This is a genomic window from Sporosarcina sp. FA9, from assembly GCF_051550205.1.
Lineage (GTDB): Bacteria > Bacillota > Bacilli > Bacillales_A > Planococcaceae > Sporosarcina.
In genome coordinates this window covers 734,697-758,167 of record NZ_CP188819.1, presented here as the reverse complement: position 1 = coordinate 758,167, position 23,471 = coordinate 734,697, and the positions used below count along the sequence as shown (strand labels likewise).

20 protein-coding genes, 1 pseudogene and 1 riboswitch are annotated in these 23,471 nt (G+C 39.7%); of the genes and pseudogenes, 5 read left to right on the top strand and 16 right to left on the bottom strand.

All coding sequences use genetic code 11. The features are described 5' to 3' along the window. Window positions 1–25: 25 nt before the first annotated feature. The 4 genes from ribH to ribD are packed head-to-tail and all read right to left on the bottom strand — an operon-like array spanning window position 26 to window position 3,449. Entirely contained in the window at window positions 26–490 is a 465-nt protein-coding gene (gene ribH, locus ACP8HH_RS03520) for a 6,7-dimethyl-8-ribityllumazine synthase (RefSeq protein WP_438315912.1), read from the bottom strand. A 12-nt stretch (window positions 491–502) separates the two neighbouring features. Beyond that, window positions 503–1,696, bottom strand: coding sequence for a bifunctional 3,4-dihydroxy-2-butanone-4-phosphate synthase/GTP cyclohydrolase II (locus ACP8HH_RS03515; RefSeq protein ID WP_438315910.1), 1,194 nt, complete (start codon window positions 1,694–1,696; stop codon window positions 503–505). A 13-nt stretch (window positions 1,697–1,709) separates the two neighbouring features. Beyond that, complete coding sequence (ribE, locus tag ACP8HH_RS03510) at window positions 1,710–2,360, bottom strand: riboflavin synthase (RefSeq protein ID WP_438319014.1); 651 nt, start codon at window positions 2,358–2,360, stop codon at window positions 1,710–1,712. 6 nt (window positions 2,361–2,366) lie between these two features. Beyond that, window positions 2,367–3,449 carry a bifunctional diaminohydroxyphosphoribosylaminopyrimidine deaminase/5-amino-6-(5-phosphoribosylamino)uracil reductase RibD gene (gene ribD / locus ACP8HH_RS03505; protein ID WP_438315907.1) on the bottom strand — a complete coding sequence of 361 codons (1,083 nt, stop codon included), beginning with the start codon at window positions 3,447–3,449 and terminating at the stop codon, window positions 2,367–2,369. Between the two features lie 55 nt (window positions 3,450–3,504). Continuing rightward, window positions 3,505–3,652, bottom strand: a riboswitch (FMN riboswitch). 168 nt (window positions 3,653–3,820) lie between these two features. Here ribD and ACP8HH_RS03500 point away from each other — a divergent pair. The 3 genes from ACP8HH_RS03500 (at window position 3,821) to ACP8HH_RS03490 (ending at window position 6,846) form a co-directional block, all read left to right on the top strand. Continuing rightward, window positions 3,821–4,576, top strand: coding sequence for a C40 family peptidase (locus ACP8HH_RS03500; protein WP_438315905.1), 756 nt, complete (start codon window positions 3,821–3,823; stop codon window positions 4,574–4,576). Between the two features lie 137 nt (window positions 4,577–4,713). Next, window positions 4,714–6,300: a SulP family inorganic anion transporter gene (locus ACP8HH_RS03495; RefSeq protein ID WP_438315902.1), complete on the top strand. Its 1,587-nt coding sequence runs from the start codon at window positions 4,714–4,716 to the stop codon at window positions 6,298–6,300. Between the two features lie 276 nt (window positions 6,301–6,576). Next, a complete protein-coding gene (locus ACP8HH_RS03490; RefSeq protein ID WP_438319012.1) occupies window positions 6,577–6,846 on the top strand; it encodes a transposase in 270 nt (89 codons plus the stop codon). A 433-nt stretch (window positions 6,847–7,279) separates the two neighbouring features. On the opposite strand, the gene ACP8HH_RS03485 is transcribed toward ACP8HH_RS03490, so the two are convergent. From ACP8HH_RS03485 to ACP8HH_RS03450, 8 genes are all read right to left on the bottom strand, one after another. Beyond that, complete coding sequence (locus tag ACP8HH_RS03485) at window positions 7,280–9,241, bottom strand: TRAP transporter permease (protein ID WP_438315900.1); 1,962 nt, start codon at window positions 9,239–9,241, stop codon at window positions 7,280–7,282. 41 nt (window positions 9,242–9,282) lie between these two features. After that, window positions 9,283–10,284, bottom strand: coding sequence for a TAXI family TRAP transporter solute-binding subunit (locus ACP8HH_RS03480; protein WP_438315898.1), 1,002 nt, complete (start codon window positions 10,282–10,284; stop codon window positions 9,283–9,285). Window positions 10,285–10,568: 284 nt separating this feature from the next. Further along, window positions 10,569–11,843, bottom strand: coding sequence for a TRAP transporter large permease (locus tag ACP8HH_RS03475; RefSeq protein WP_438315895.1), 1,275 nt, complete (start codon window positions 11,841–11,843; stop codon window positions 10,569–10,571). Further along, window positions 11,840–12,337 (bottom strand): TRAP transporter small permease, encoded by a 498-nt coding sequence (locus ACP8HH_RS03470; protein ID WP_438315892.1) that lies wholly within the window; start codon window positions 12,335–12,337, stop codon window positions 11,840–11,842. The genes ACP8HH_RS03475 and ACP8HH_RS03470 overlap by 4 nt, the downstream gene beginning before the upstream one ends. Before the next feature lie 34 nt (window positions 12,338–12,371). Beyond that, window positions 12,372–13,439, bottom strand: coding sequence for a TRAP transporter substrate-binding protein (locus ACP8HH_RS03465; RefSeq protein WP_438315889.1), 1,068 nt, complete (start codon window positions 13,437–13,439; stop codon window positions 12,372–12,374). Between the two features lie 14 nt (window positions 13,440–13,453). After that, complete coding sequence (locus tag ACP8HH_RS03460) at window positions 13,454–14,344, bottom strand: hydroxymethylglutaryl-CoA lyase (protein ID WP_438315887.1); 891 nt, start codon at window positions 14,342–14,344, stop codon at window positions 13,454–13,456. Then, the gene (locus ACP8HH_RS03455; protein ID WP_438315884.1) at window positions 14,345–15,547 is read right to left on the bottom strand and encodes a CaiB/BaiF CoA transferase family protein; all 1,203 of its coding nucleotides are present in this window, start codon (window positions 15,545–15,547) and stop codon (window positions 14,345–14,347) included. A gap of 12 nt (window positions 15,548–15,559) precedes the next feature. Beyond that, a complete protein-coding gene (locus ACP8HH_RS03450) occupies window positions 15,560–16,210 on the bottom strand; it encodes a GntR family transcriptional regulator (protein ID WP_438315881.1) in 651 nt (216 codons plus the stop codon). 193 nt (window positions 16,211–16,403) lie between these two features. On the opposite strand from ACP8HH_RS03450, the gene ACP8HH_RS03445 reads away from it, so the two are divergent. Further along, window positions 16,404–17,684, top strand: coding sequence for a GTPase family protein (locus tag ACP8HH_RS03445; RefSeq protein WP_438319009.1), 1,281 nt, complete (start codon window positions 16,404–16,406; stop codon window positions 17,682–17,684). 103 nt (window positions 17,685–17,787) lie between these two features. On the opposite strand, the gene murJ is transcribed toward ACP8HH_RS03445, so the two are convergent. The 4 genes and pseudogenes from murJ to ACP8HH_RS03425 form a co-directional block, all read right to left on the bottom strand. Continuing rightward, entirely contained in the window at window positions 17,788–19,098 is a 1,311-nt protein-coding gene (murJ, locus tag ACP8HH_RS03440; protein ID WP_438315879.1) for a murein biosynthesis integral membrane protein MurJ, read from the bottom strand. Window positions 19,099–19,125: 27 nt separating this feature from the next. Further along, window positions 19,126–20,220, bottom strand: a complete 1,095-nt coding sequence (locus ACP8HH_RS03435) for a glycosyltransferase (protein WP_438315876.1) — start codon at window positions 20,218–20,220, stop codon at window positions 19,126–19,128. Continuing rightward, window positions 20,221–21,369: a polysaccharide pyruvyl transferase family protein gene (locus ACP8HH_RS03430; protein WP_438315874.1), complete on the bottom strand. Its 1,149-nt coding sequence runs from the start codon at window positions 21,367–21,369 to the stop codon at window positions 20,221–20,223. It abuts the gene before it with no gap. A 172-nt stretch (window positions 21,370–21,541) separates the two neighbouring features. After that, a pseudogene (locus ACP8HH_RS03425) lies at window positions 21,542–21,778 on the bottom strand (phosphodiester glycosidase family protein); the annotation flags it as partial. Between the two features lie 657 nt (window positions 21,779–22,435). On the opposite strand from ACP8HH_RS03425, the gene ACP8HH_RS03420 reads away from it, so the two are divergent. Continuing rightward, window positions 22,436–23,335, top strand: coding sequence for an NlpC/P60 family protein (locus ACP8HH_RS03420; protein ID WP_438315871.1), 900 nt, complete (start codon window positions 22,436–22,438; stop codon window positions 23,333–23,335). Window positions 23,336–23,471 lie beyond the last annotated feature (136 nt).

Here is a 23,471-nt window from a genome sequence, read left to right as displayed (position 1 = left end):
TCAATAAAATTGAAGTAGGAACAAATTAGATTTGTTTCAATAAATTCGCCATTTCTATTGCAGCACTTCCGGCATCCCACCCTTTATTTCCAGCTTTCGTACCTGCACGTTCGATTGCTTGCTCAATGGTATCTGTCGTCAATACGCCAAAAATCACTGGGATACCTTCTGACATATTTATTGCGGAAACGCCTTTTGCAACTTCACTGCAAACATAGTCAAAATGCGGTGTTGCACCACGGATTACAGTACCAAGCGTGATGATTGCATCGTATTTTTCGGATACAGCCATCTTCTTGGCTACAAGCGGAATTTCATATGCACCCGGTACCCAAGCAATGTCTACATTCTTATCGTCCACACCGTGACGACGTAGGGCATCCTCAGCACCACTTAATAATTTCCCTGTAATAAATTCATTAAATCTAGAAACTACAATACCTATTTTCAAATCCGTTCCTACTAAATGTCCTTCATATACGTTACCCATCTAAATTCCCCCTCAACTATGCAATAAATGCCCGAGTTTATTTTTCTTCGTTTCCATGTAGTTTTTATTCTCATCTTTTACGGGCATTTCAATTCGAATTCGCTTCGTTATTTCAAGTCCATACCCCGCAAGTCCAGCTATTTTTCGTGGATTGTTTGTTAAAAGATGAATTGATGTTAAACCTAAATCTCGTAAAATTTGTGCACCGATTCCGTATTCTCTTAAATCGTCCGGAAATCCTAATTTTTCATTCGCTTCAACGGTATCGTATCCTTCTTGTTGCAATTTGTATGCTTTCATTTTATTGACAAGGCCAATGCCCCGTCCTTCCTGACGCATATACAACAGAACTCCTTTACCCGCCTCTTCAATTTGTGCAAGTGCGGCTTGTAGCTGTGGACCACAATCGCAACGATGTGAACCGAAGACATCCCCAGTTAAACATTCTGAATGCACTCGGACGAGAACATTCTCCGAAGACTCAATATCGCCTTTTACTAAAGCAATATGCTCTTGTCCGGTAAGTTTTTCAATATAGGTAACTGCATTGAAGTGCCCGAAGCCTGTTGGAAGATCTACTTCAACGACGCGTTCAATCAGATTTTCATTTTTCCTACGATACTCAATTAAGTCTTGAATCGTCAAAATGACTAAGTCAAAGCGATTCGCGATTTCTATTAACTGTGGACCTCTCGCCATCGTGCCATCCACGTTCATAATTTCACATATGACCCCAACAGGTTCGGCACCGGATAATAGAGCAAGGTCGACTGCTGCTTCCGTATGACCCGCTCGTTTTAACACGCCACCAGACTTCGCAATTAGTGGAAAAATGTGACCCGGTCTTCTAAATTCAGAAGGACTGACATTTTCCTCAAGCATTTTCAAGACAGTTTCTGAACGTTCAAATGCCGAAATTCCTGTATGGCATTCCGCATGATCGATACTAATCGTGAATGCCGTACCGTGAACATCACTATTATTTTCAGTCATAAGCCCAAGCCCTAACTGTCTTGATTTCTCCTCATCTATCGGTACACAAATAAGTCCTCGTCCTTCACTTGCCATAAAATTGATCATTTCAGGGGTTGCGTATTTACCAAGTGCGATGAAATCTCCCTCGTTCTCGCGATTTTCATCATCCACAACGATAATGGCTTTCCCTTTTTTAAGTTCTTCAATTGCATTTTCTACTGATGTATACATCAGCTTCGCCTCCTTAGTCCAGAAATCCACTTTCGACGAGCGTATCTATTGATAAACCGCCAGATGAATTCCCTTTACCGGGTTTCATTAGTCGTTCAATATATTTTGCAAGCACATCGCATTCAACATTCACTTGGTCTCCAATACGTTTCCGACCGATTATAGAATCGTCCTGCGTAACCGGGATTAGCGAAATAGTGAAACTTTTATCGGTCATACCAAAGACAGTTAGAGAAGTCCCATCTACAGTAACCGAACCTTTCATAATAAAGTACTTTAGAAAGTTTGAAGCAATTCCAATCTCCATATAGATTGCATTTTCTTTTTGCCCGACTGAAACAACTTCTCCGATACAGTCCACATGTCCACTCACAAAGTGGCCACCGAAACGACCATTCGCACTCATTGCACGCTCCAAATTGACACGACTTCCCGTTCGAAGTGATTGCATTGTTGTTGCTTTCACAGTTTCAGGCATAACATCAACCGTAAAATGGTTCCTTGAATAATCCGAAACAGTTAAACAAACACCATTTACTGCGATACTATCGCCTTTTTCAACATTCACAAGCACTTTATCACAACGTAAGGATAGTCTAAGCGAATTTGAACCTTGCTGAATCGTTGTCACTGTTCCAATTTCTTCTACAATTCCAGTGAACAAGATCAATCATTCCTCCTTTAAAAAACGCGCATGCAACCGGACATCTTCACCGATTTGACGCACATCTATAAAACTTAGGGATTCACTTTCGGACATGAAATTGCGATCTTCATTCATAAATAGAAGATTGCCATTACCAATCAGTTTAGGAGCCATATACAAATAAAGTTCATTTGCAAGACCCGCGTCAATAAAACTCGAATGGATTTGACTGCCGCCTTCTACAAACAACGTCATAATTCCCTTTTTTGCAAGACGACTTAAAACTTCTTCCAAAAAATTCACTTCATTAGAAATCGACTCAACAGTTACGAGTGGAAAATCTAAAAAAGTCGTTTCCGTATTATCGGAATCGAGTGTGAAAATAATTGTTTCTACAGCACCATCAATGATGACATTTGCTGTTTTTGGCGTCCTTAGATGCCGGTCTAAAATAATACGTATTGGGTTCTTTCCACCATGGGGCAAACGGGTGGTGAGGAAAGGATTATCATGAAGTACGGTTTGTACGCCGACCAAAATTGCGTCATGGATATTGCGGAGGTGATGGACATCGGTTCTTGAAGCAACTGATGTAATCCATTTGCTGTCCCCAGTTCGCGTTGAAAGTCGACCATCTAGCGTTACGGCGGCTTTCAAGGTGACGTACGGTTTCCCGTAGTGAATAAAATGAAAAAATGCTCGATTTAACTGCTCTGCCTCGGCTTGTAAAATACCGGTAATCACTTCAATACCGGCAGCTTTAAGAAGCTTGATTCCTTTTCCATTTACAGCTGGAAACGGATCAATAGACGCAACGAAAACACGGCGAATGCCACTCGAAATTATAAGATCTGTACACGGGGGTGTTTTCCCGCTATGGGCACATGGTTCGAGTGTCACATAGAGATCTGCACCAATAGATTTCGAGCCTGCCATCATTAGTGCATGAACTTCAGCATGAGGTGTCCCAGCTTTTAAATGGGCACCCGTTCCAATGATTTCGTTATCTAACACACAAACAGCCCCGACTAGTGGATTCGGCGACGTTTGTCCTTCAGCACTGCGTGCCAGTTCAAGAGCAATTTTCATATAAATTTTAGGATCCATAACGATTCCCCCTTTCAGGTAGAGGGCAGAGCCTACGAACATAGCATGAATAACCAAACAACTTCTCCCATCCAGACTTTAACTGTCGGTGCTAGAATTACACTAGCTCCACCGTCTTCCAAAAAGGAAGGCCGGGTCACGGACTAACGAGCCATTGCTCGATCACCGCCGGTAAGGAATTTCACCTTGCCCCGAAGAGTTTGTTCAAACATACCAATTTAAAGTTACCACATTACTTCGAACATATCAAAATTCATTTTACGTATCGACAAAATACTCCATAAAAGAAAATATTATTTCGAATATTGTAACGACACTCTTAAAATGCTACTATATACATAGAATCATTTGTTGAAGAAAGGGGAAAATAGATGAATAAGCTTATTATTTCATTCGCTTTAATAATCTCTTTGGCAACATTTCTCGGAGTTGGATCTGCAAAGGCAAACACTGATTTTCACACTGTCCAATCAGGCGATACGTTGTGGAAAATTGCTACAAAGTATAATTTAACAGTGGATCAATTAAAGAATGCCAATGCCCTCATTTCCGATACCATTCGTTTGGATCAGAAATTGAATATTGCCATGGAAATAACGAATACACCAAAGGTTCAAATTCCAGAAAAAAGTTCTGTAATGGCTTTTAAAGCTGGTAAAAAGATGACACTAGCCACACCTGAAAAAGTATTTTCCAAGCCGATAGAGAACTTATTTACAACACCAACAAAGCCTCTTTCCGTGTCGTCTCAGGACATTTTGAACAAAGTCACTCTGTTGTCTAACACTCTATTGGAAACGCCTTATAAATGGGCTGGCGTGACTGTAGACGGTTTTGACTGCAGTGGTTTCATCTATTATGTTTATAAAGAAGCCGGACTTGATGTTAAGCGAGTGGATACGATTGCATATCATACCAATTCCTTCGATGTTGAAGAACCTGTACCTGGTGATTTACTCTTTTTTGAAAATACATACCGTAGTGGCATTTCACATGTTGGTATTTACATTGGCGATGGGCAATTCATTCATGCCGGATCAATAGAGGTCGAAGTATCTTCTATTGAATCAGGCTATTGGAAAGATAAATTCACAGGATTTAAACGTCTCTATAGTCTTCATAATTAAAAAAACAGGCGGTTGTGGATTGATCCACAACTTTCTGTTTTTTTTATATTTTCTTGTAAATTTATCATTTAATCGATATACTATAGGTAGGAAGTTACAAAAAAATTTATATATATCTTGAGCGGAGTGAAGATTGTATGTTCAAGGACAACCGATATCTTAATTACAATGCAACTGGATTTCAGAAGGATCTGATTGCAGGTATTACTGTCGGTATTGTAGCCATTCCTCTAGGGATGGCTTTTGCGATTGCGTCTGGAGTTAAGCCGGAATACGGACTTTATTCGACCATAGTTGCCGGCTTACTCGTCGCACTGTTTGGTGGATCACGTTTCCAAATTGCAGGTCCTACCGGAGCCTTTATCCCAATACTACTGGCTATCGTTCTACAATACGGATATGAAGATTTATTAATCGCAGGATTCCTTGCAGGTGTTTTTCTAATTATTATGAGCCTTGCGGGTATTAGTAGTTTAATACATTTTGTTCCCAGATCTGTGACCATTGGTTTTACAACTGGGATTGCAGTAATTATTTTTACAGGTCAATTGGGGAATTTCCTTGGCTTGACCGGGCTTGAGCAAAAAGAATTTTTTCATGAAAACATGATCGGACTCACACAACAATTTCATACAATAAACTTTTACAGTATTGCAGTTGCGCTTATTGGTGTGGCCGTCATCTTCGTTCTTCCAAAGATTTCACCACGAATTCCGATACTGCTCGTTGCGCTATTAATACCTACAATTATTTCAGTGCTTGTATTCCCTGGAAAATTGGAAACAATCGGCACAGCATTTGGTGGGATACCAAGTTCGTTTCCGCCATTCAAATTTCCTGAATTTACTTTTACAAAAATATTGAACTTATGGCAACCCGCGCTTATTATAGCGTCACTCGGCGCAATTGAATCTCTTTTATCGGCGGTTGTTGCAGATAGTATGAAAGAAGGAGAAAAACACAATTCAAAACGGGAATTAATGGGCCAAGGGATTGCAAACTTAATTACCCCTTTGTTCGGCGGAATACCTGCAACAGGTGCCATTGCCAGAACAGCGACAAATATTAGATCTGGTGCAGTAAGTCCGGTTTCTGGTGTTGTACAAAGTGTTTTTGTGCTCGCTTTCCTCTTACTATTCGCGCCGTATGCTTCCTATATCCCGCTAGCTGCGATGGCTCCAATTCTAATGTTTGTGGCATGGAATATGAGTGCACGAAAAGCTTTCACGCATATTCTCTCAATTCGTTCTGGGGATTCTCTCGTTCTTCTCATAACGTTTCTACTCACAATATTTGTAAACTTAACCGTTGCGGTTCAAGTTGGACTTCTAATTTCCGCTCTTTCATTCCTTCGTAAAATGAGTGGTAAACTTTTACTATCTGAAGCAAAACCCTCAGAAGTTGAAATTGTAAAAGTTGCTTTAGGTAATAGAGATTTGTTGGATAAATATATCGTAGAAGGTCCGTTGTTCTTCGGAACCGCTAAAGTTTTCGAAGACAAATATCCTAAAATGTTCACAACAAACGCTAAAAAAATCATTTTAGATATGGAACACTTATCTGTTGTAGATGCGACAGGCGAAGCAGCGTTGTTCACACTATTAGAGGATGCCGATAAAGCCGGAATTCAAATCATTATAAAACGGCTACCAAAAAGTAAAATAACTTTGTTCAAAAGTAGTGGACTGTACGATAAAATCGGGAAAGAAAACTTTTTCATGTGATGTATTCTGTGAAAACAAAAAGGAAGGTTGCCAGTACAGGCGACCTTCCTTTTGTGTTTGTACAATATATACTGAACTAATGAATCCTACTACTCGCTGATTTCCGTTCCGACCGGACGCGTTCCATGGGGCACTCGTCAAGCCTCCTCGTCGCGAAAACCACGCTCCTGTGGGGTCTCGACATTCGCGCTGATCCCATTGGAGTCGCCGGTCTGCACTCCAATCAGCTGAAAATTATCGGAAAGATAAGTTCAATATAAATAAAAAACAAGCGAGATTCCCTTTAGAATTAAAGAAATATTAGCGTATGATCCAGTATTAAAAGCGGATTTTGAACTTTATCAAGAACTTCTAAAAGTTATGTCTGATAAGGATCTCAAGGCATTAAAGACTTGTTTAATTAGATCTGTTTCACATTTAATTTCAAGTGATATGAGAACATGCTTAAAAACGCTAATAAAACATCTTGCGTTCATAAAGAACAGCTTTATTTATCCTTACAAAAACGGAAGGATTGAAGAGATTAACAATAAAATTAAAGTATAAAATCGAGGCACTTATGTATACAGGAATCTCCAGAATTATAAAAACCGTCCATTAAACAAAATGAACAAAAACAATTATTCCCTAAAGCAGTGTACTACCACTTTCGGGCAATTTCTATATATATTCCTCTATTTTTAATGTGCAATTTTAGTTGCTTGGAGTGCAAGGCGGCGACTCCAGCGGGATGAAGCGGGACAGGTGAGACCCAGCAGGGAGCGATAGCGATCCGATGCGGCTCACCGCCCGCCCCGTGGAACGCGTCCGCCTGGAACGGAAAGCAACGGGGGGCTAGGAATCCTATACAAAAAGAACTGCCCCAAAAATCAGTTTCCACTGACTTTCTGGACAGTTCTGTGGCAAATAATAAATTCAATTAGAGCAGGCTAAAATTCTTCACCAACGTCATTTGACAAAGAACTTCTTTTGTTTGTTATTAAATTGAAGCGAACTTACTTAATGGATCCAATTCATCTTCAGGTCTTCTTTTTTGAATGAACCAGATAGCTATTATGAGCACCAGACCAATTCCACTCGACAACAACTCTGGAACGACAAGTAAGAGACCCGCTCCAAACATTACAAAACGTTCCCAAACTCTTGAATTGCGGATGTAGAAGCCAATAACTGCGCTACTAATCCCAACCATTCCAAGCAATGCCGTAGCAACACTAAAGATTAAGGTGAGCGGGGTAGCATCGACAAATACCAAAATCGGATTGTAGATAAATATAAACGGTATTATGAACGCTGCGATTGCGAGTTTGACAGCGGTTATACCAGTTTTGAATGGATTTGCCCTGGCAATCCCCGCCCCCGCATAGGCCGCCAAACAAACAGGTGGCGTAATGTCCGCTACAATTCCAAAATAGAATACGAACATATGGGCAGCTAATGGAGCAACTCCAAATTCGTTGATAAGAGCAGGTGCGGCAATTGTCGCGGTAACTACGTAATTCGCAGTCGTCGGAAGTCCCATTCCTAAGATAATACAAGCAACCATCGTGAATATGAGAGCAAGAATTAGATGACCGTTTGCAAGTGCGATAATACCCGCAGCAAATTTGGCTCCAAGCCCTGTCATACTAACGACACCCGCGATGATTCCTGCTGTTGCGACCGCCGCGATAACTGGCAATGCAACCCTTCCACCTTGTTCAAGAACATACACAATTCTACGTAAATCAAACCTAGATTCTTTACGAATAAAAGAGACTAGGAATGCTGAGAAAATACCAGCCAATGCCGCACGTTGTGGAGTAAATCCTGACATAATTGTTGCGATTATTACAAGAAGCGGAATAATCATATAACCGCTTTTTAATACTAAATCTTTAAACACTGGTAATTGTGACTTTGGTAGACCCAAAATCTTTAATTTCTTAGCTTCAAAATGAACTCCGATAAAAATACCCGTAAAATAAAGGATTGCTGGAATAAGAGCCGCCAACATTATCGTTGCATACGATACCCCAAGATATTCCATCATTATGAAGGCTGCAGCCCCCATCATAGGTGGCATAATTTGACCACCTGTAGACGCCGCTGCCTCTGTTGCACCTGCGAATTCAGGTTTAAATCCTGCTTTTTTCATCATTGGAATCGTAAATGATCCAGTTGCAACTGTATTTCCAACAGAGCTTCCAGAAACCGTTCCTTGTAATGCACTGGCGATTACAGCAGTCTTTGCTGTTCCGCCAGTATAACGCCCTGTTAATGAGAGTGCCAAGTCATTGAAAAACTTACCGATTGGAGTATTTACGAGCATAACACCAAAGAACAGGAAGAGATAAATAAACTTCGCTGAAATTTGAATTGGCGTTCCAAATACTCCACTTTCTCTATACCATAAATTCGGTCCGATTCTGTCAATTGAAAATCCTGGATGCGATAGAATTTGTGTAGGTATATACTTTCCAAAAAGACCATAAAGTATGGCTACACTCGCAACGATTACAATTGGCAAACCTACTGTTCGTCTTGTAGCCTCAAGAACAAGTACAATTCCTAGAAGAGAAATCGTAATATCAAGTGGACTATATCCTGAAATGCGACTTTGTAAAATAGAATCAAAATAAAATATCTTATGATAGGTCACATACATTGCAGTAAATGCCAAAATTACATCGTACCAAGGGACCTTTTTCTGTGTTTTCATCCAAACTTTTTTGGCAGGATATAGTAGGAAAATAATCCCTAAAGCTGTCCCTAAATGTACAGATCCTTGCTTTTGTGAAGGTAGCGTTCCAAAATATCCGGTATAGAGATGGAAAAGTGTAAGTGAAACACCTAAAAACGTAACAACCCATGCCCATTTCCCAATTTGCGTTCGAAACTGGCTTTCCTTATCGTATTTCTCTAGTAATTCTTGTGCGTCAAGAACTTGTTCATCTTTCATGCAGGTCCCTCCCTTCATTTTATAACATTTGGATAGTTAACTTACTTTAAATCATCCATGCTCTTAATTTTCGTCTTCGCTCTTGTGACAATCTGAATTACTTCCGGATAAATATGTCCGATAAATGCTGCGTTCGTCACTGCATTGTCTTTAAATTCGCCTTCACCATTCGCTGCTAGTAACGCAGGAACGTGTACTGTCATTCCTAGATCCATATGTCCATCCTTAATCGTTGAAAGGTTTTCAACAGATGCACCAGTCTCCTGATTTGTTACGTTAATGCCATCGATGTTTTTATTCCATAAGTTAGCCATCTCTCCACCAAGTGGATAGTACGTACCACCTTGACTACCCGTTCCTAGAATAAATTCTGATTTACGGCTTCCCTCATCAGCCGCTAAATCTGCAACTTCAGCATCAACAGTTAGTCCCATTTCTTCGTAATAACGTTTTGCACCTGGGTGAATTTTAAGACCATCCACACCGCGTAATGCATTTTCAAGAGTCATTTGCTTTGCTTGAGCATGCGTATTTTCACCCGCATCTTCAATCATACTCTTTGCTAATTGATAGCCCAACTCTTCATCAATTGTATCCGTATTTCCTACTAGAACTGCATATGCTGTAACTGTTTCTATGTCTTCAGTCATGAAGTCATACGTTTCTTTCGGAATTGTCAAACGTTTATAACCCGAGTTTTCCTCGATATATTTAATTGCTTCATCTGAAAGGCCTAGCATTACTACGTCACCCGCTGAAGCTTGTAAACTTTCAATACTTGCTGCTGGAAGTCCAAGAATACCTATTGAAACATCAATATTACCATCTTGCACGCCATCTGCCGCATCGCCAAAACCTTCTTGGAACGCTTTATAGTCGCCATCTTCAATGCCATATCCTTTAAGAATTATTTTAGATACGTTGTTCGTCTCACTCGCTGCTGGACCAATTGCAATATTTTTCTTTCCGCCCCCACATGCTGCCAGAATGAGCATTAAACCCATTACTAAAATAAATAATCCACCTAATTTTCTGTTCTTCATTATTAAATCCCCCTTTTTTTGTCTAACCTTGAATCCGCTTACAAACGCTTCATAATAGTACTTCTAAGTTGATTTTTCCATGATGAATCTCAATTATATCATTTCTCGCATAACTAAGGTAGCTATATTTTATTTTTTCGCAATAAAGCTACTAGTCTTTCAAAGCATCCCCTAATTTCCCATTGTATGAATTGCTCGTCCTACTTATTCTTGCTTCTTCATAGAGTTACGGAAGATAAAACGAAACCTTTGAATCTATAAATTCAAAGGTTTCTTCCTTTTTATCAATCTACTTTATCAATAAGTACTGTTGCAATTTCCGGGAAAAACGATAATACAACCATAAATACAACCATTATAATAGCGTATGGAATTACACCTTTTACAATTTCACTAATTGTGTTTGACCGATCCAATCCCTTTAAGACAAAGAGATTCAGTCCAACTGGTGGTGAAATAAGTGCCAATTCCATATTTATGATTAAGATGATTGCAAACCATATCGGATCGAACCCGAGTGCAATAATAATTGGATACAATATAGGTAGTGAAATGACGAGAATAGAGACAGTTTCAAGGAACATTCCAAGTATTAATAAAGCGATGTTTATTAATATAAAAATGATCCACGGTGAAATATCCTGTGAAGTAGCAATATTCACGATTGTCTGCGGGATTCTCAATATTGTCAAGATGAATCCTAAGAGCATTGCACCAACGATAATGAATAGAATCATCGTATTCGTTTTAACCGTAGCTAATATAATTTGTTTCAAATTTTCTATACTCAAGTTTCTATAGACCAAAGCCGAAATTGCAAAGGCTAGAACAACGCCGACTGCAGCCGCTTCTGTTGGTGTGAAAATACCAGTGTAAATACCTCCGATAACGATGACTGGAAGAAGTAGGCCCCATATAGCAGTTCTACATGACTCAAATCTTTCTTTCCACGTTGCGGGTGCATCCTTAATATGCCTTGTCTGATAAGCGGAGAATATCATAAATGATATCGTCAAAATGGCACCCGGAATAATCCCAGCAATAAAGAGCTTTCCTACAGACTCTCCTGTTATAGAACCATAAATAATCATCGGAATACTTGGTGGAATTAAGATACCAAGCGTACCACCCGCCGCTAACAAACCCAGCACATGTCGCTTTGCATAGCCGCGTCTAACCATTTCAGGCAATGCAACTGAGCCCACAGTTACGGCTGTAGCTACACTTGACCCTGAGATTGCTGAGAATATTGTACAACAGAAGAGTGTCGCAATGGCAAGTCCACCAGGGAAATGCCGGAACCATCTACTCGCCATTTCATAGAGGTCTTTCCCCACACCGCTCACTAGAAGTACTTGACTCATTAATACGTACATTGGTAAAGCAGTCAGCGAAAAATCATCAAGAGATTTATAAGAAATAATCGGCACTTGCATAAAGGCGAATGTACCACCATTAAAGAAAAACATCCCGAGAATTGCGAGTAATCCAAGAGTGAACGCTACAGGTAAACCGAGTAAAAGAAGAGTCCCCATACCTCCGACAAAGAAGATATTCATAAATTTTCGCCTCCCTTATGAATACCGCCATCAATAATTTGCATTACAAAAGCGATACACAGGAGTGCTCCGCCGATAGGTAGAACCAACTCAGGTATGTACATTGGAACACGAAGGAGTGACGATGATGTCACTCCCAATTCAAATGTCTTAATCACATGTAAATAACCATACACTGTGAAAATAACACTGAAAACTAAACCAAGAGCATTTGAAATATATGCAAGCAATGTTTTAATGCGATCGTCCACATTATTTATTAATAAATCTACTGTTATATGAGAATAGGTCCGCACTGCAAAAGCACTTCCTAAAAAACAACTCCAGATTATTGCATAGATCGACAACTCTGTAGCCCATGATGTAGGCTGATGAAAAAACGATCTTGAAATGACTTCATAAAACACCATAGCTGTCGTAAGTATTATCAAAAATCCAGCAATATACGCTCCCAAACGAATGAGCCTATCGAACATGTCATATATCTTTTTCATTAGCGGACTCACCTCCTTTGATGCCCAAATAAACTTATTTATCGTCTACCATATCAAGCAACTCTTTACCTAGGTCACCTGCATTATCCACGAAAATATCGCGAACAGGTGCGGCTGCATCTTTCCATTCACCCAACTCATCTTCTGGTACGTAATAAACTTGCATTCCTGCTTCTTCTAAAGCTTTTGCAGAATCAGCATCTTCTTTTTCAGCTTGTGAACGAATCCATACTTCCGTTTCTTGTGCGGCTTCTGTAATCAATGCCTGTGACTTTTCAGGAAGTTTGTCCCAGTACTCTTTGTTTACAGTTAAAAGAAACTCAAGGTATGCATAATTATTGATTGTCAAATACTTAGTTACTTCATCATATTTACGTTGAAGCATTGCAGTTGTTCCTGATGTAGCACCGTCAACTGTATCTCTTTGAAGTGCCATGTAAACTTCTCCGCCACCCATGAATACAGGTGATGCTCCGTATGCTTTAATTAATTCAGAAGGAAGGTCACCGATACTTCTGATTTTCAAGCCTTTGAAATCTGCTGGAGATTTAAGCTCAAGTTTATTATTCGCGAATTGTACAAAACCATAGTCCGCAAATATTAAAACTTTTGCACCCTTATCTTCCATTGCCCCACGTAATTTATCACCAAACTCGCCGCCTACCGCTTCACCAACAGCCGAATAGTCGTTAAATACGTAAGGAACATCGAAGATTCCCATTGCTGGAACTGTAGAAGACCAAAGTGTAGATGAGTTCACACCCATCTCAACTCCACCTGTTAATAGAGATTGGTTCATGTCTTTATCACTTAAGAGTTGACCTGCTGGAAATACTTGCATATCAATCTTTCCGCCTGATTTTTCTTTAACATCTTCTGCGAACTTTTCAATTCCAATGGAAATATGGTGATCTTGTGGAAGATTGTACGCAAGTCGAATTGTCGCTTCTTCATACTCGTCGCTTTCAACTTCAACTACTGGATCAGCCGCACCATCTGTCTTTTCAGGCGTTTCCGTTTCTTTCGCCTTATCTTCACCACATGCAGTCAACACCATCATTGCCATAATCATAAATACGATTCCTGTTAGCCACTTTTTCATTTCGCCATCTCCTCTTATTGTTTTCTTTCTACGTGCCGTATTCTACCTAACGGATTTTTCGACGATAGGCTTGCAGCAAAATCTGCTGCGTCTAATAACTTCTCAAAATCAATACCTGTTCGAATATTCATTCGTTCGAATAAGTAGACTAGATCTTCAGTTGCCAAATTCCCCGCAGCTCCCGGTGCGAAAGGACATCCACCGATACCACTAGCCGCAACTTCAAATATTCGAACTCCGGCTCCGTAAGCTGCATATGCATTCGCCAAAGCAAGTCCTCGAGTATCATGTAGATGAATGGCCACTGGGATATCTCCCGCTTCTTGCAATACTTTCTTGATCAATCGTTCGACATGGTCCGGAGTCGCTATGCCTATCGTATCTGCAATGCTGATCCGATCTGCCCCAGCTTCAATCGCTCGCTTCAGAACGCTCAGTACTTGTTCCTCGGAAACATCCCCTTCATATGGACAACCAAAGCTAACAGCGATCGAGAAACATGTCCCAATACCGTCTTTTTTTGCTTGTCCTACAAAGCTCGAAAACTGTGAAATGCTTTCATCGATCGTCATGCCGATGTTTTTCTCGTTAAATGTTTCTGTTGCTGAACTTACCCAATTTACTTCAGATAAATTATGGAGCCTTGCCCGATTAAACCCTTGTAAATTGGGAACGAGTGCAACTGCTTCTAGAGTTGGCAAATGGGTGATTGACTCCAACACAGCAGATGCATCGGCCATTTGAGGCACCTTTTTCGGATGAACAAACGATGTTGCTTCTATTTTAGATATACCCGACTCAACTAATAGTTCAACAAGTTTTGTCTTATTCTCTGTTGATACTAAAATAGGTTCGTTTTGAAGTCCATCACGCGGGCTGACGTCTATAATTACGACATCCGGCATTTAAATCACACCCTTTTCTTTCAATTTCACAAAGTCTTCGAAAGAAAAATCCATGAATTCCGTATAAATTTCTTCGTTATGCTCACCAAGTTTAGGCCCGCTCCACATAATATCTCCCGGTGTCCTCGACAATTTCGGGACGATTCCAGGAACCAACATCTCCTCACCACTCGGCAATAGTACTTTCTGCAACATCTCACGAGCAATATAATGCTCATCTTTCACAATGTCTTCTATGCCGTAAATTGGACCTACCGGAACAGAAACATCATCTAACATTTGTTGCACTTCTTTTAAAGTATGGAGTTTTGTCCATTCCTCAATCGTTGCATCTAGAAATTCAACATGGTCTGCCCGTCCTTGATTCGTTCCATATTTCGGATTAAAAGCAATATCTTCTTTTCCCATAGCCTTCATGAGACGTTCAAATATGCGGTCACCATTTCCACCGATTACAACATGTTTTCCGTCCTTACATAAATAGGTGTTTGAAGGTGCAATCCCAGGTAATGTACTACCTGTACGCTCCCGAACTTCACCTTTCAAATCATATTCCGGAAGAATACCTTCAAGCAAACTAAAAACAGATTCATAGAGTGCTACATCGACAACTTGACCAATTTTCTCCGGATCTTCATCTCGTGCACGTAACGACATAAGCGTTCCAATTACCGCATATAGACCCGCAACCATATCACCAAGGGCAATCCCTACACGTACGGGCGGTCGATCGGGATAACCCGTTAAATACCGCAAACCACCAATTGCTTCTGCCACACTACCAAAACCGGGTTTCTCTTTATAAGGACCTGTTTGTCCGTAACCCGAAATACGAGTCAATATTATGGATGGGTTAATTTTTTGTAATTCCTCAAAACCGAGCCCCCATTTTTCTAGTGTTCCTGGCTTAAAATTCTCGAGTACAATATCCACTTTTTTTACAAGCTTTCGAACGATGTCTTGCCCTTCTTTTTCCCTAAGATTTACAGTAACCGACTTTTTATTTCTTCCTTGGACATACCACCATACAGAAGTTTCTTTATCCATAACACGCCAATTTCGCAGGGGATCACCTTTTGTCGGCTCTTCAACCTTAATCACTTCTGCTCCAAATTCCGAAAAGATTTTTCCAGCGAATGGCGCGGCTACAATATTTCCTAATTCCAGTATCCTAATTCCATCCAATGGCTTTTTATTCGTCAAAACAAACTCCTCCTACTTCTTCTCAAACAATTCCATAAACACCTTATAATCGCTTTTCACATGTTCTCTCATGAGATGTTTTGCTGCATCTGCATCTTGGTTAACAATTGCTCGGTATATTTTCTGATGATCCAGAACCGCATTTTCTGTGCGTAATGGGTCACCTTCAAGTATTGCCTTCCTATAAAAGCTACTCACACCACGCAATTGGGTAATCATCGATATTAGAAATGGATTACCTGTTGCTTCTACTATTGATTCATGAAAACGATGATTGGCATCATTAATAATTCTTAAATTCATTTCTCCAGATATTTGATTTGACTGAATAAAGCACGATTCAATTTCTTCCAACATCTCTGTTGAGCGTCGCTGGGCTGCGTAATAAGCGGCTAACGGCTCTATTTCAACCCGACATTCAAAAAGGCTTCTATACTCTTCAATCGTAGGTTTTACAACAGTAACTCCACCTGATTTATTCACTGAAAGCAAACCGTCTTTTTCCAACATTCGTACAGCTTCTCGAATTGGACTCCGGCTCACTTTTAATTCTGACGAAATTTTTTCTTCTATTAAACGATCTCCAGGCTCAATATCCCCATAAATAATCGCTTCTTTTAAATATTCATACACCTGTGATTTCAAAGTTTCACGTTTCTTCACAATTGGCTTGATGATTCACACCCCCCTGACGCTTCGTCGACGGTATACAATTATGTCTTCATTCAGAATATACAAAGGAGTTGTATTAGTCAATCATATTTTTATTTATTAATTCGAAAGTTATGTATTATGTTGGATAATGGGTATACAGTAGAGAGAGGCTATTTAAAGGAGCGTGTTCTTTGTGAATCCCATGTTTGATGAAATGCAAAAGAGAATGAATCATCTGGGTAATTTAAATAACTTTATTGAGGATTTATTTGAAAAGATTCCTGGCAATTTGATTTCAAAAAAACAGCAGAAAAAATTGATGGATGTTGTGATGAACGATGATGAATTGAAAAATTTACTGGAAGGGTTAAAAAACCCAAGACCTCCACGCTTTGTGCTTGTGGGACGGACAGGCGTTGGTAAAAGCAGTCTCATCAATGCAATGAGTGGGCATTATTTGGCTGAAGTAAGTGACGTTGAAATTGGAACGAAGGAAGCACGTCGCTTCACATATGAATCCGATGGACAAGTATATTTTGAAGTCATAGACACGCGCGGTATAGGGGAATCCGAAACGTTTAAAATAAAAGCTGAAGAAGATTTGCTTGAAGTCATTCGCGATTTTAATCCAGACGCGTTGTTGTTTCTACAAAAGGCAACGGAGCGGGCACATATTGACAAAGACATTGAAATTACAAAACGGATCATGAAAAAAGCGAATGTCGAACTTCCACTTGTAGGAATCATTACGCATATTGACGAGTTGCATCCTTCACGCGAAAAAAATCCGTCCCAATATCCTGTCGAAAAAAAGGAATTGATTCGTGAAAAGAAAGCTCAGCTGATGCGGATTTTCAATGAATACGATTTAAAATACTCTTCAATTATCCCCATTTCTTCATATATCGAATGGAGTAATACGACGGACACTCCAGAAATTAAACGAACGATGGATTTTGACGGACGTTACGGAATCGAGGAACTGCTCGATTTTTTGGAAAGCAGTATCGATGTGAGAGCGGCAATCCATCTGGGAATGACGATTCGGCTCAATAAAGTTGCTGAGAAAATTGCAAATCGCTTTATTAAAGTGTTTTCAGCGGTTGCAGCTACCGTTGCACTCAGTCCAATTATTGCGACCGATATCGCAGTCCTTTTAGCTCTCCAGACGATACTTCTAATGATCGTTGCGTACTTATCCGGTCGTGATTTAGAATTCAAAACAGCACGTGAATTGCTCATCTCGCTCGGCGGAATCGGGGCTACTGGATTCACCCTTCGAATGATTGCCCAACAAGGGAGTAAATTCGTAAACCTAGTATTACCGGGAGCGGGATCCGCGATTAGCGCAAGCATCGCAAGCGGTGGAACCTATGCAATCGGAAAAGCAGCCGTTGCCTACTATTTAAAAGATATTCCAGAATCCCAGCTGAAGAACGTCGTCAAAGAAGCACGCGAAGAGTTTGATGGATTGAGTGAGTAAGATTCGGTGAGGTTTTTGCAAATACGTGATTAAACTAAAAAAACAGGCTCGCCTTCCCTCAAATAAATCGAGGGTAGACGAGCCTGTTTTCTATTCATACACATCATTTGATGATGGATAAATTCCATTTCCATTTCGCGTAAAGGGCGAGCATTATGAAGTTGGCCGCGGAACTAATCACCGTGCCATACGCAATCGCCGATGCCCCCATCGAATCGAGCAGTAAAAATATGATTCCGATATTTATCATAAAAACACTAATTAAGCTGAAAATAACGGGAGTCATCGAGTTCCCTTTTGCATAATAAAACCTGGTAATATATGTACTTCCCGCTAAAAACAACATCGACAATGAAAATATTTGGAAAATTGGCACTGTCATTAACACAGATTCATTATCAAAGTTTCCGTGTTCAAAAATCAATCGAACAATCGGCTCCGAAAAATAGTATGCAATTGCAGTTGTTGGTATGAGGAGCACACTTAAATACTGCAATCCTCTTTTATACAGCGCACGAATTGTTTCCGTGTCCCCTTCACCCTCTTTTTTACTTAAGAGAGGGTAGATTACAGTTGTCACCGCAGTCATCATAATGGCTTGTGGAAAACCTGTTAATTTCGATGCGTAATTTACAGCGGAAATCAATCCTTCATTATCCAACATGGCTGCTACGATTCTATGAATGATAAAGTAAAACTGCAGCGTAGCACCACCAAATAAGATTGGCAGAGCAATTACCCACAACCTCTTAACATCATCCGTCATTTTCAAGACGGGTTTTAAGGAATACAAGTCGGCTTTTCTAAGTCCGATAAACAAAAAGGCTCCCATTAAAATTGCCGAAAGCAACGCGCCTATTCCATATGCCTGTGCCCCGTAAAGTGGCGTTAGTAAGACCGCGATTGCAACAAATGAGAAATTATAAATGAGCACACTGATGCTTGAAAGATTAAACATTCCGTTCACATTCAAAAGCCCGCTCATCCATGTTGACAACACTAGAATAATTGTAGATGGCATCATCCAGAGAAATAAGTTTCGAACCAATAGAAATTCATCGGGCGTTAACGTTTTAAAAACCAAGTTCAATAAAGGCTTCGTAAAAATCATCAATACAGTTGTTAATAAAACCGCAGTGATTATAACGGTCGCAAACGCATTACGTACAAACGGTCCCTTTTCGGATTTCGTCGAATGATAAACGGAAATAAATGCCGTGGTCAGCGCTCCACCAACAACTAAGTAAATGAAATTTGGAATTGTGTAAGCCGTAACAATCGCATCTGCAACATTTGTCGTTCCATACTCACGACTAATCGCGATTTCTCTAAGGAAACCAAACAAACGTGCAGCGATATTAATAATTGCGACGGCCCCAATAATCTTCATTAGTTTACTCAATTTCTCATTCAACCACCTTTAGAAAGTTCCGTTATTCATTCATTTTCTCCCAATTTCTCCGTAAATCGCAAGCAACTTAGATAAAATCGTTTTAAATGAATGCAATTCCACTTTCTTCTGACAAATAAGTTCATCGATTTCAACAGATGAAGAATCAAGAGCTTCAACAATACCTTCTGATAAAGACTGCGAATCTTTTGGTTTCACAAGAATTCCCGCACGGTCATCAAGTAAATAAGATAATCCACCTACATCCGCCCCGACAACTCTCGTTCCCATAGCCATCGCTTCAAGCGCGACGAGACCGAAGCCCTCATGATGAGAAGGAAGAACAAATACATCCGCAGCAGCCATCCATTTCGCGATTTCAACTTGAGATTTGGGTTCTTCAAAATGAACCGATTGAATGTTTTCCTCGTTTAGAACTGTTTCCAATGAAGAAACGAATCCACTGTCTTTCTTCGAACCAATTAAGTAGAGTCCAGTTTCAGGATGACGTACTTGAATGGATTTAAATGCATCCAAGAGTTCCAATAAACCCTTTTCTTTAATAATGTTTCCTACATATAAAACAACTTGGCCGTGAATAGGTAATCCAAGCCGTGTCCGAGCATCTTCTTTCGATAACCGTTTATAAATAGATGTATCCACACCCATACTCATTACTTCGACACGGTCATCCTTAACTCCAAAACGTTCTGTGACGTCTTTTCGCAACTTCTCGCCGACGACAATAACGGTATCTGCTTCCATTAAAATCCGTTTCGTTATTTTAGCAATTGCTGGGCTTTTTGCTGCCATTTTATCGATATCTCCGCCGTGGACGGTTACGACATAAGGTAGTTTAAACACCTTTTTCCCAATCAATGAAATAAAACCGGTCGGGAAAGCATAATGAGCATGTGTTAATGCAAGCTTATTACGATGTACAGCCATATAAAAAAAAGAGCGGAAAAACCACGACATATATTTGAGCAATGTCGTCATTTTTCCTTTGCCTGGATTATTAATCGCAAGTACATCCACATCAAGTCCAGCCGATTTAAGAAGGCCTACTTGATTTTTCACAAAAATACCGAATGTCAAATGATCCTTCGATGGGTACATATTACTCAAAACAAGTACTCTTTTCATTTACTTCTCCTTTTTAAGGGGCAAGAATTGTTCAATCCCGAGCATAGCCATTTCTTTCATATGGTTTGCAAGCTTGTCCGCTTCTGTAATTCTTTCGGGCCATTCTTTGTCCATCGTTTCAAGGACTTGAATTAAAGAGTCTTTCTTCTTAGTTAAATCATCTATCCTAACAGTACGGTCACTCATTCCAACCATCTCCATAAAATCCGCTACTTTATGATGATATGAAATGGCCATTATTGGTGTATGAGCGTTCACGGCAAGGTATAAGGAATGGAGTCTTGTCCCTATAAGTACATCTTGTTTGGCACTAATATCAATAATTTCCGCTGGAGATAAATTATTTTTATTTACATGAACATTTTTTTGGTTGGTCATTCGATTGTAAACATCTTCAGTTACATCTACATCATGTGGGAATTTTGTTGAAAAAAGTGTAATATTGACGTCTTTTTCCTCCAAGATTCGGTCTAAATTATCAGCCATTCCTTGAATATAGTTTTCGTATTTAATATCGTCCGCTTCAGGCCAATACGCAAGATTATAGTAGGGTACGACTGTCACGCCTACATTTAAGATTCGATCTGCCGTTTTTTTATAGTTTACAGAAGACAATGCAAAAGAAGGATCGCCTATAACTTTAATTTCTTTTCGAATACCAATTCGGTTTAATAAATCTTTTGATTTTGGATCGCGCACCGATGTACTTATAGAACGGTTGACTAAATAACGAATGAATAGTTTACCCATCAAAGATGAAATCGGACCCGCACCGCAGCCGTAAACGATGTAAGGTACTTTTCCGCGACGAGCCATGATTCCGTATGAACCATATAACTGAGCTTCGCGATTGTAGAAATCCATCAAAATTCCACCGCCGCCTATGATTAATAAATCGAGATCACGGATAATTGGTGAATTCTTTTTAATGGTTTCAAAGAAAGTAAGCATAGCGGATGACCTTTTATAATATAAAGGTGCCGATGACACGCCAAATCGGTTGGACGTCTGCGGCGGATTATTACTGAACACAAAAATATTTCTAGTCGGCAAATCATATTGAACTTTAACCTGTTCAATGATTCCAGCAAGAATTGCTTCGTCTCCATTATTATTATTACCATAATTTCCGACAATACCAATTTTCATCTATTTTCTTCCTTTATGTAACGATTATCATAATTAATAATTATAGCACAGTTCCTCTTAATTTAGGGAAAAGAAGTGATCGAACCCGTCCGAATTTCATTTCCCGCACAGGCTCTAAAAACCGCCTACTTACTAGCCGTCCGTATCCTTAACGCTGCAAACCGGGACCTTCTTACATCTTCACTGGGTCTGATATTCCACCGCCATCTAGATTAAGCGCAAAATGAGCACTCAATGAGACAGGATAAGTTGCAAAGTCTGACATTGGCATTCCTTTACTATTCCTAATTCTACCATCCACAGTAACGAAAAACACTTTTAAGCCATCTGCAGTGACTGGATTCCGAGTAATTGCGCATTTGCTTCGTGGTTTGATGGGTATATCTACTATCCCGTTTTGAACTAGAAGAAAGCCACTCGGAAGAACTAAATTCGTTCCCTTTCTCTAATCTCTTGAATCGACAGTACTGTACCATTTTGGAATTACACTGTCTCTTCTATAAAAGATGGATTTGTTTAGACGATTTAAATGCAGTATGAAATTGTACGGTTGCGCGTAAGACATCTTTACCCTTCCATCTTTGTTTATAAATCTAATGAAAATGAATTGTCGCAGGATTTATTATTTTGTTAAAGCACCCTTCCATGGTAACAAGACTACCGGCAGAATAATATATTCTACAAATTTCTATAATCTAATTCTCTGCATTTCGACATCCTTTTTAAACGCTTTCTCCTGGTCTAGTAATCTCTGTTCCATATCGCAAGAATCCTTTAATATAGTTTCCTTTCCAGTATTTAAGTGTATTCTTAATAAACCATTAAACTCAAATAACCGCTACGATTGACGGGGTATCCGTTTTCACAGCGGTCATTCTATTAAAGTACTATTACACTCAGTAACAATCTTACACACTTTGTAACCTACTTGTAATATAACTGTAATCTAAACGCTAGGTTGTCTATGTTAAGCTAGTTTCAGATAAAGCACACATACTACATAAAAAAACGTAGCCGTGCGAAAGGGGAATATGAGATAAGTATGAAACGTTTCTTCTATTTGATTATGGCGAGTTTAATAATCTCAACGGCAGTGCCTACAGCGGCATCCGCAAGTACAGTGACATCATTAATTAGTTCTGCTAAAACTTACATCGGTACCCCCTATAGATACGGCGGCACAACAACAGCAGGTTTCGATTGTTCCGCATATGTTCAACGCGTATTTAGTGACAACGGATATTCAGTACCAAGAGATACAAGTTCCCAGTACGCTAGAGGAACTGCAGTTTCTAAAAGCAACTTAGAAACTGGTGACCTAGTATTCTTCAATACTAGTGGCAACAGAGTTTCACATGTTGGAATCTATGTAGGTGCTAGCAATTTCATTCATGCATCAACAAGTAAAGGCGTTATGATTTCTTCAATATACGATCCTCATTACTGGGGAAGCCGTTACGTCGGAGCTCGTCGTGTTCAAAACTTTGCAGAAGCTCCTATTAAAATTAATACGGATGTAGCAGCAGTTGTTACACCAGCTAAAATCCAAGCTCCCGCAAATCCAACTCGTGCAGATATCGCACTAACACTTGCAGAAGAACTTAATTTAAAAGCAACGAACAATCAAATCGCATTTAACGATGTTTCAGAGAGTCATCCACAAATAGCAGCAATCGCTGCGGTTGCTGAAGCTGGAATTTTCACTGGAAGTAACGGTTCATTTAAACCCGATGGTAACTTAACTCGTGCACAACTTGCCAAAGTTCTTGTTGAAGCATTCGGATTAGAAGGTCGTACAGATGTTTCATTTTCAGATGTTCCTAATGACCATTGGGCAAAAGAATACATCGAAATCTTATATCACAATGGGATCACAAAAGGTCATGTTGACGGTAGATTTGGCGTTGAAGAACAAGTTACATCAGTTCAGTTCCAAACGTTTATTGATCGCATTAGCGGTTCTTGACATTAACATTGGGATTTCCGTTCAGGAAATCCCTTTTTTTTATTCTATTCGACAGAATTTCGTTTATTTAGTCATTTACACTCATAGATTTATAGACCAATAGTTGGTAGACTATGGGCTAAGTATCATTAAGGAG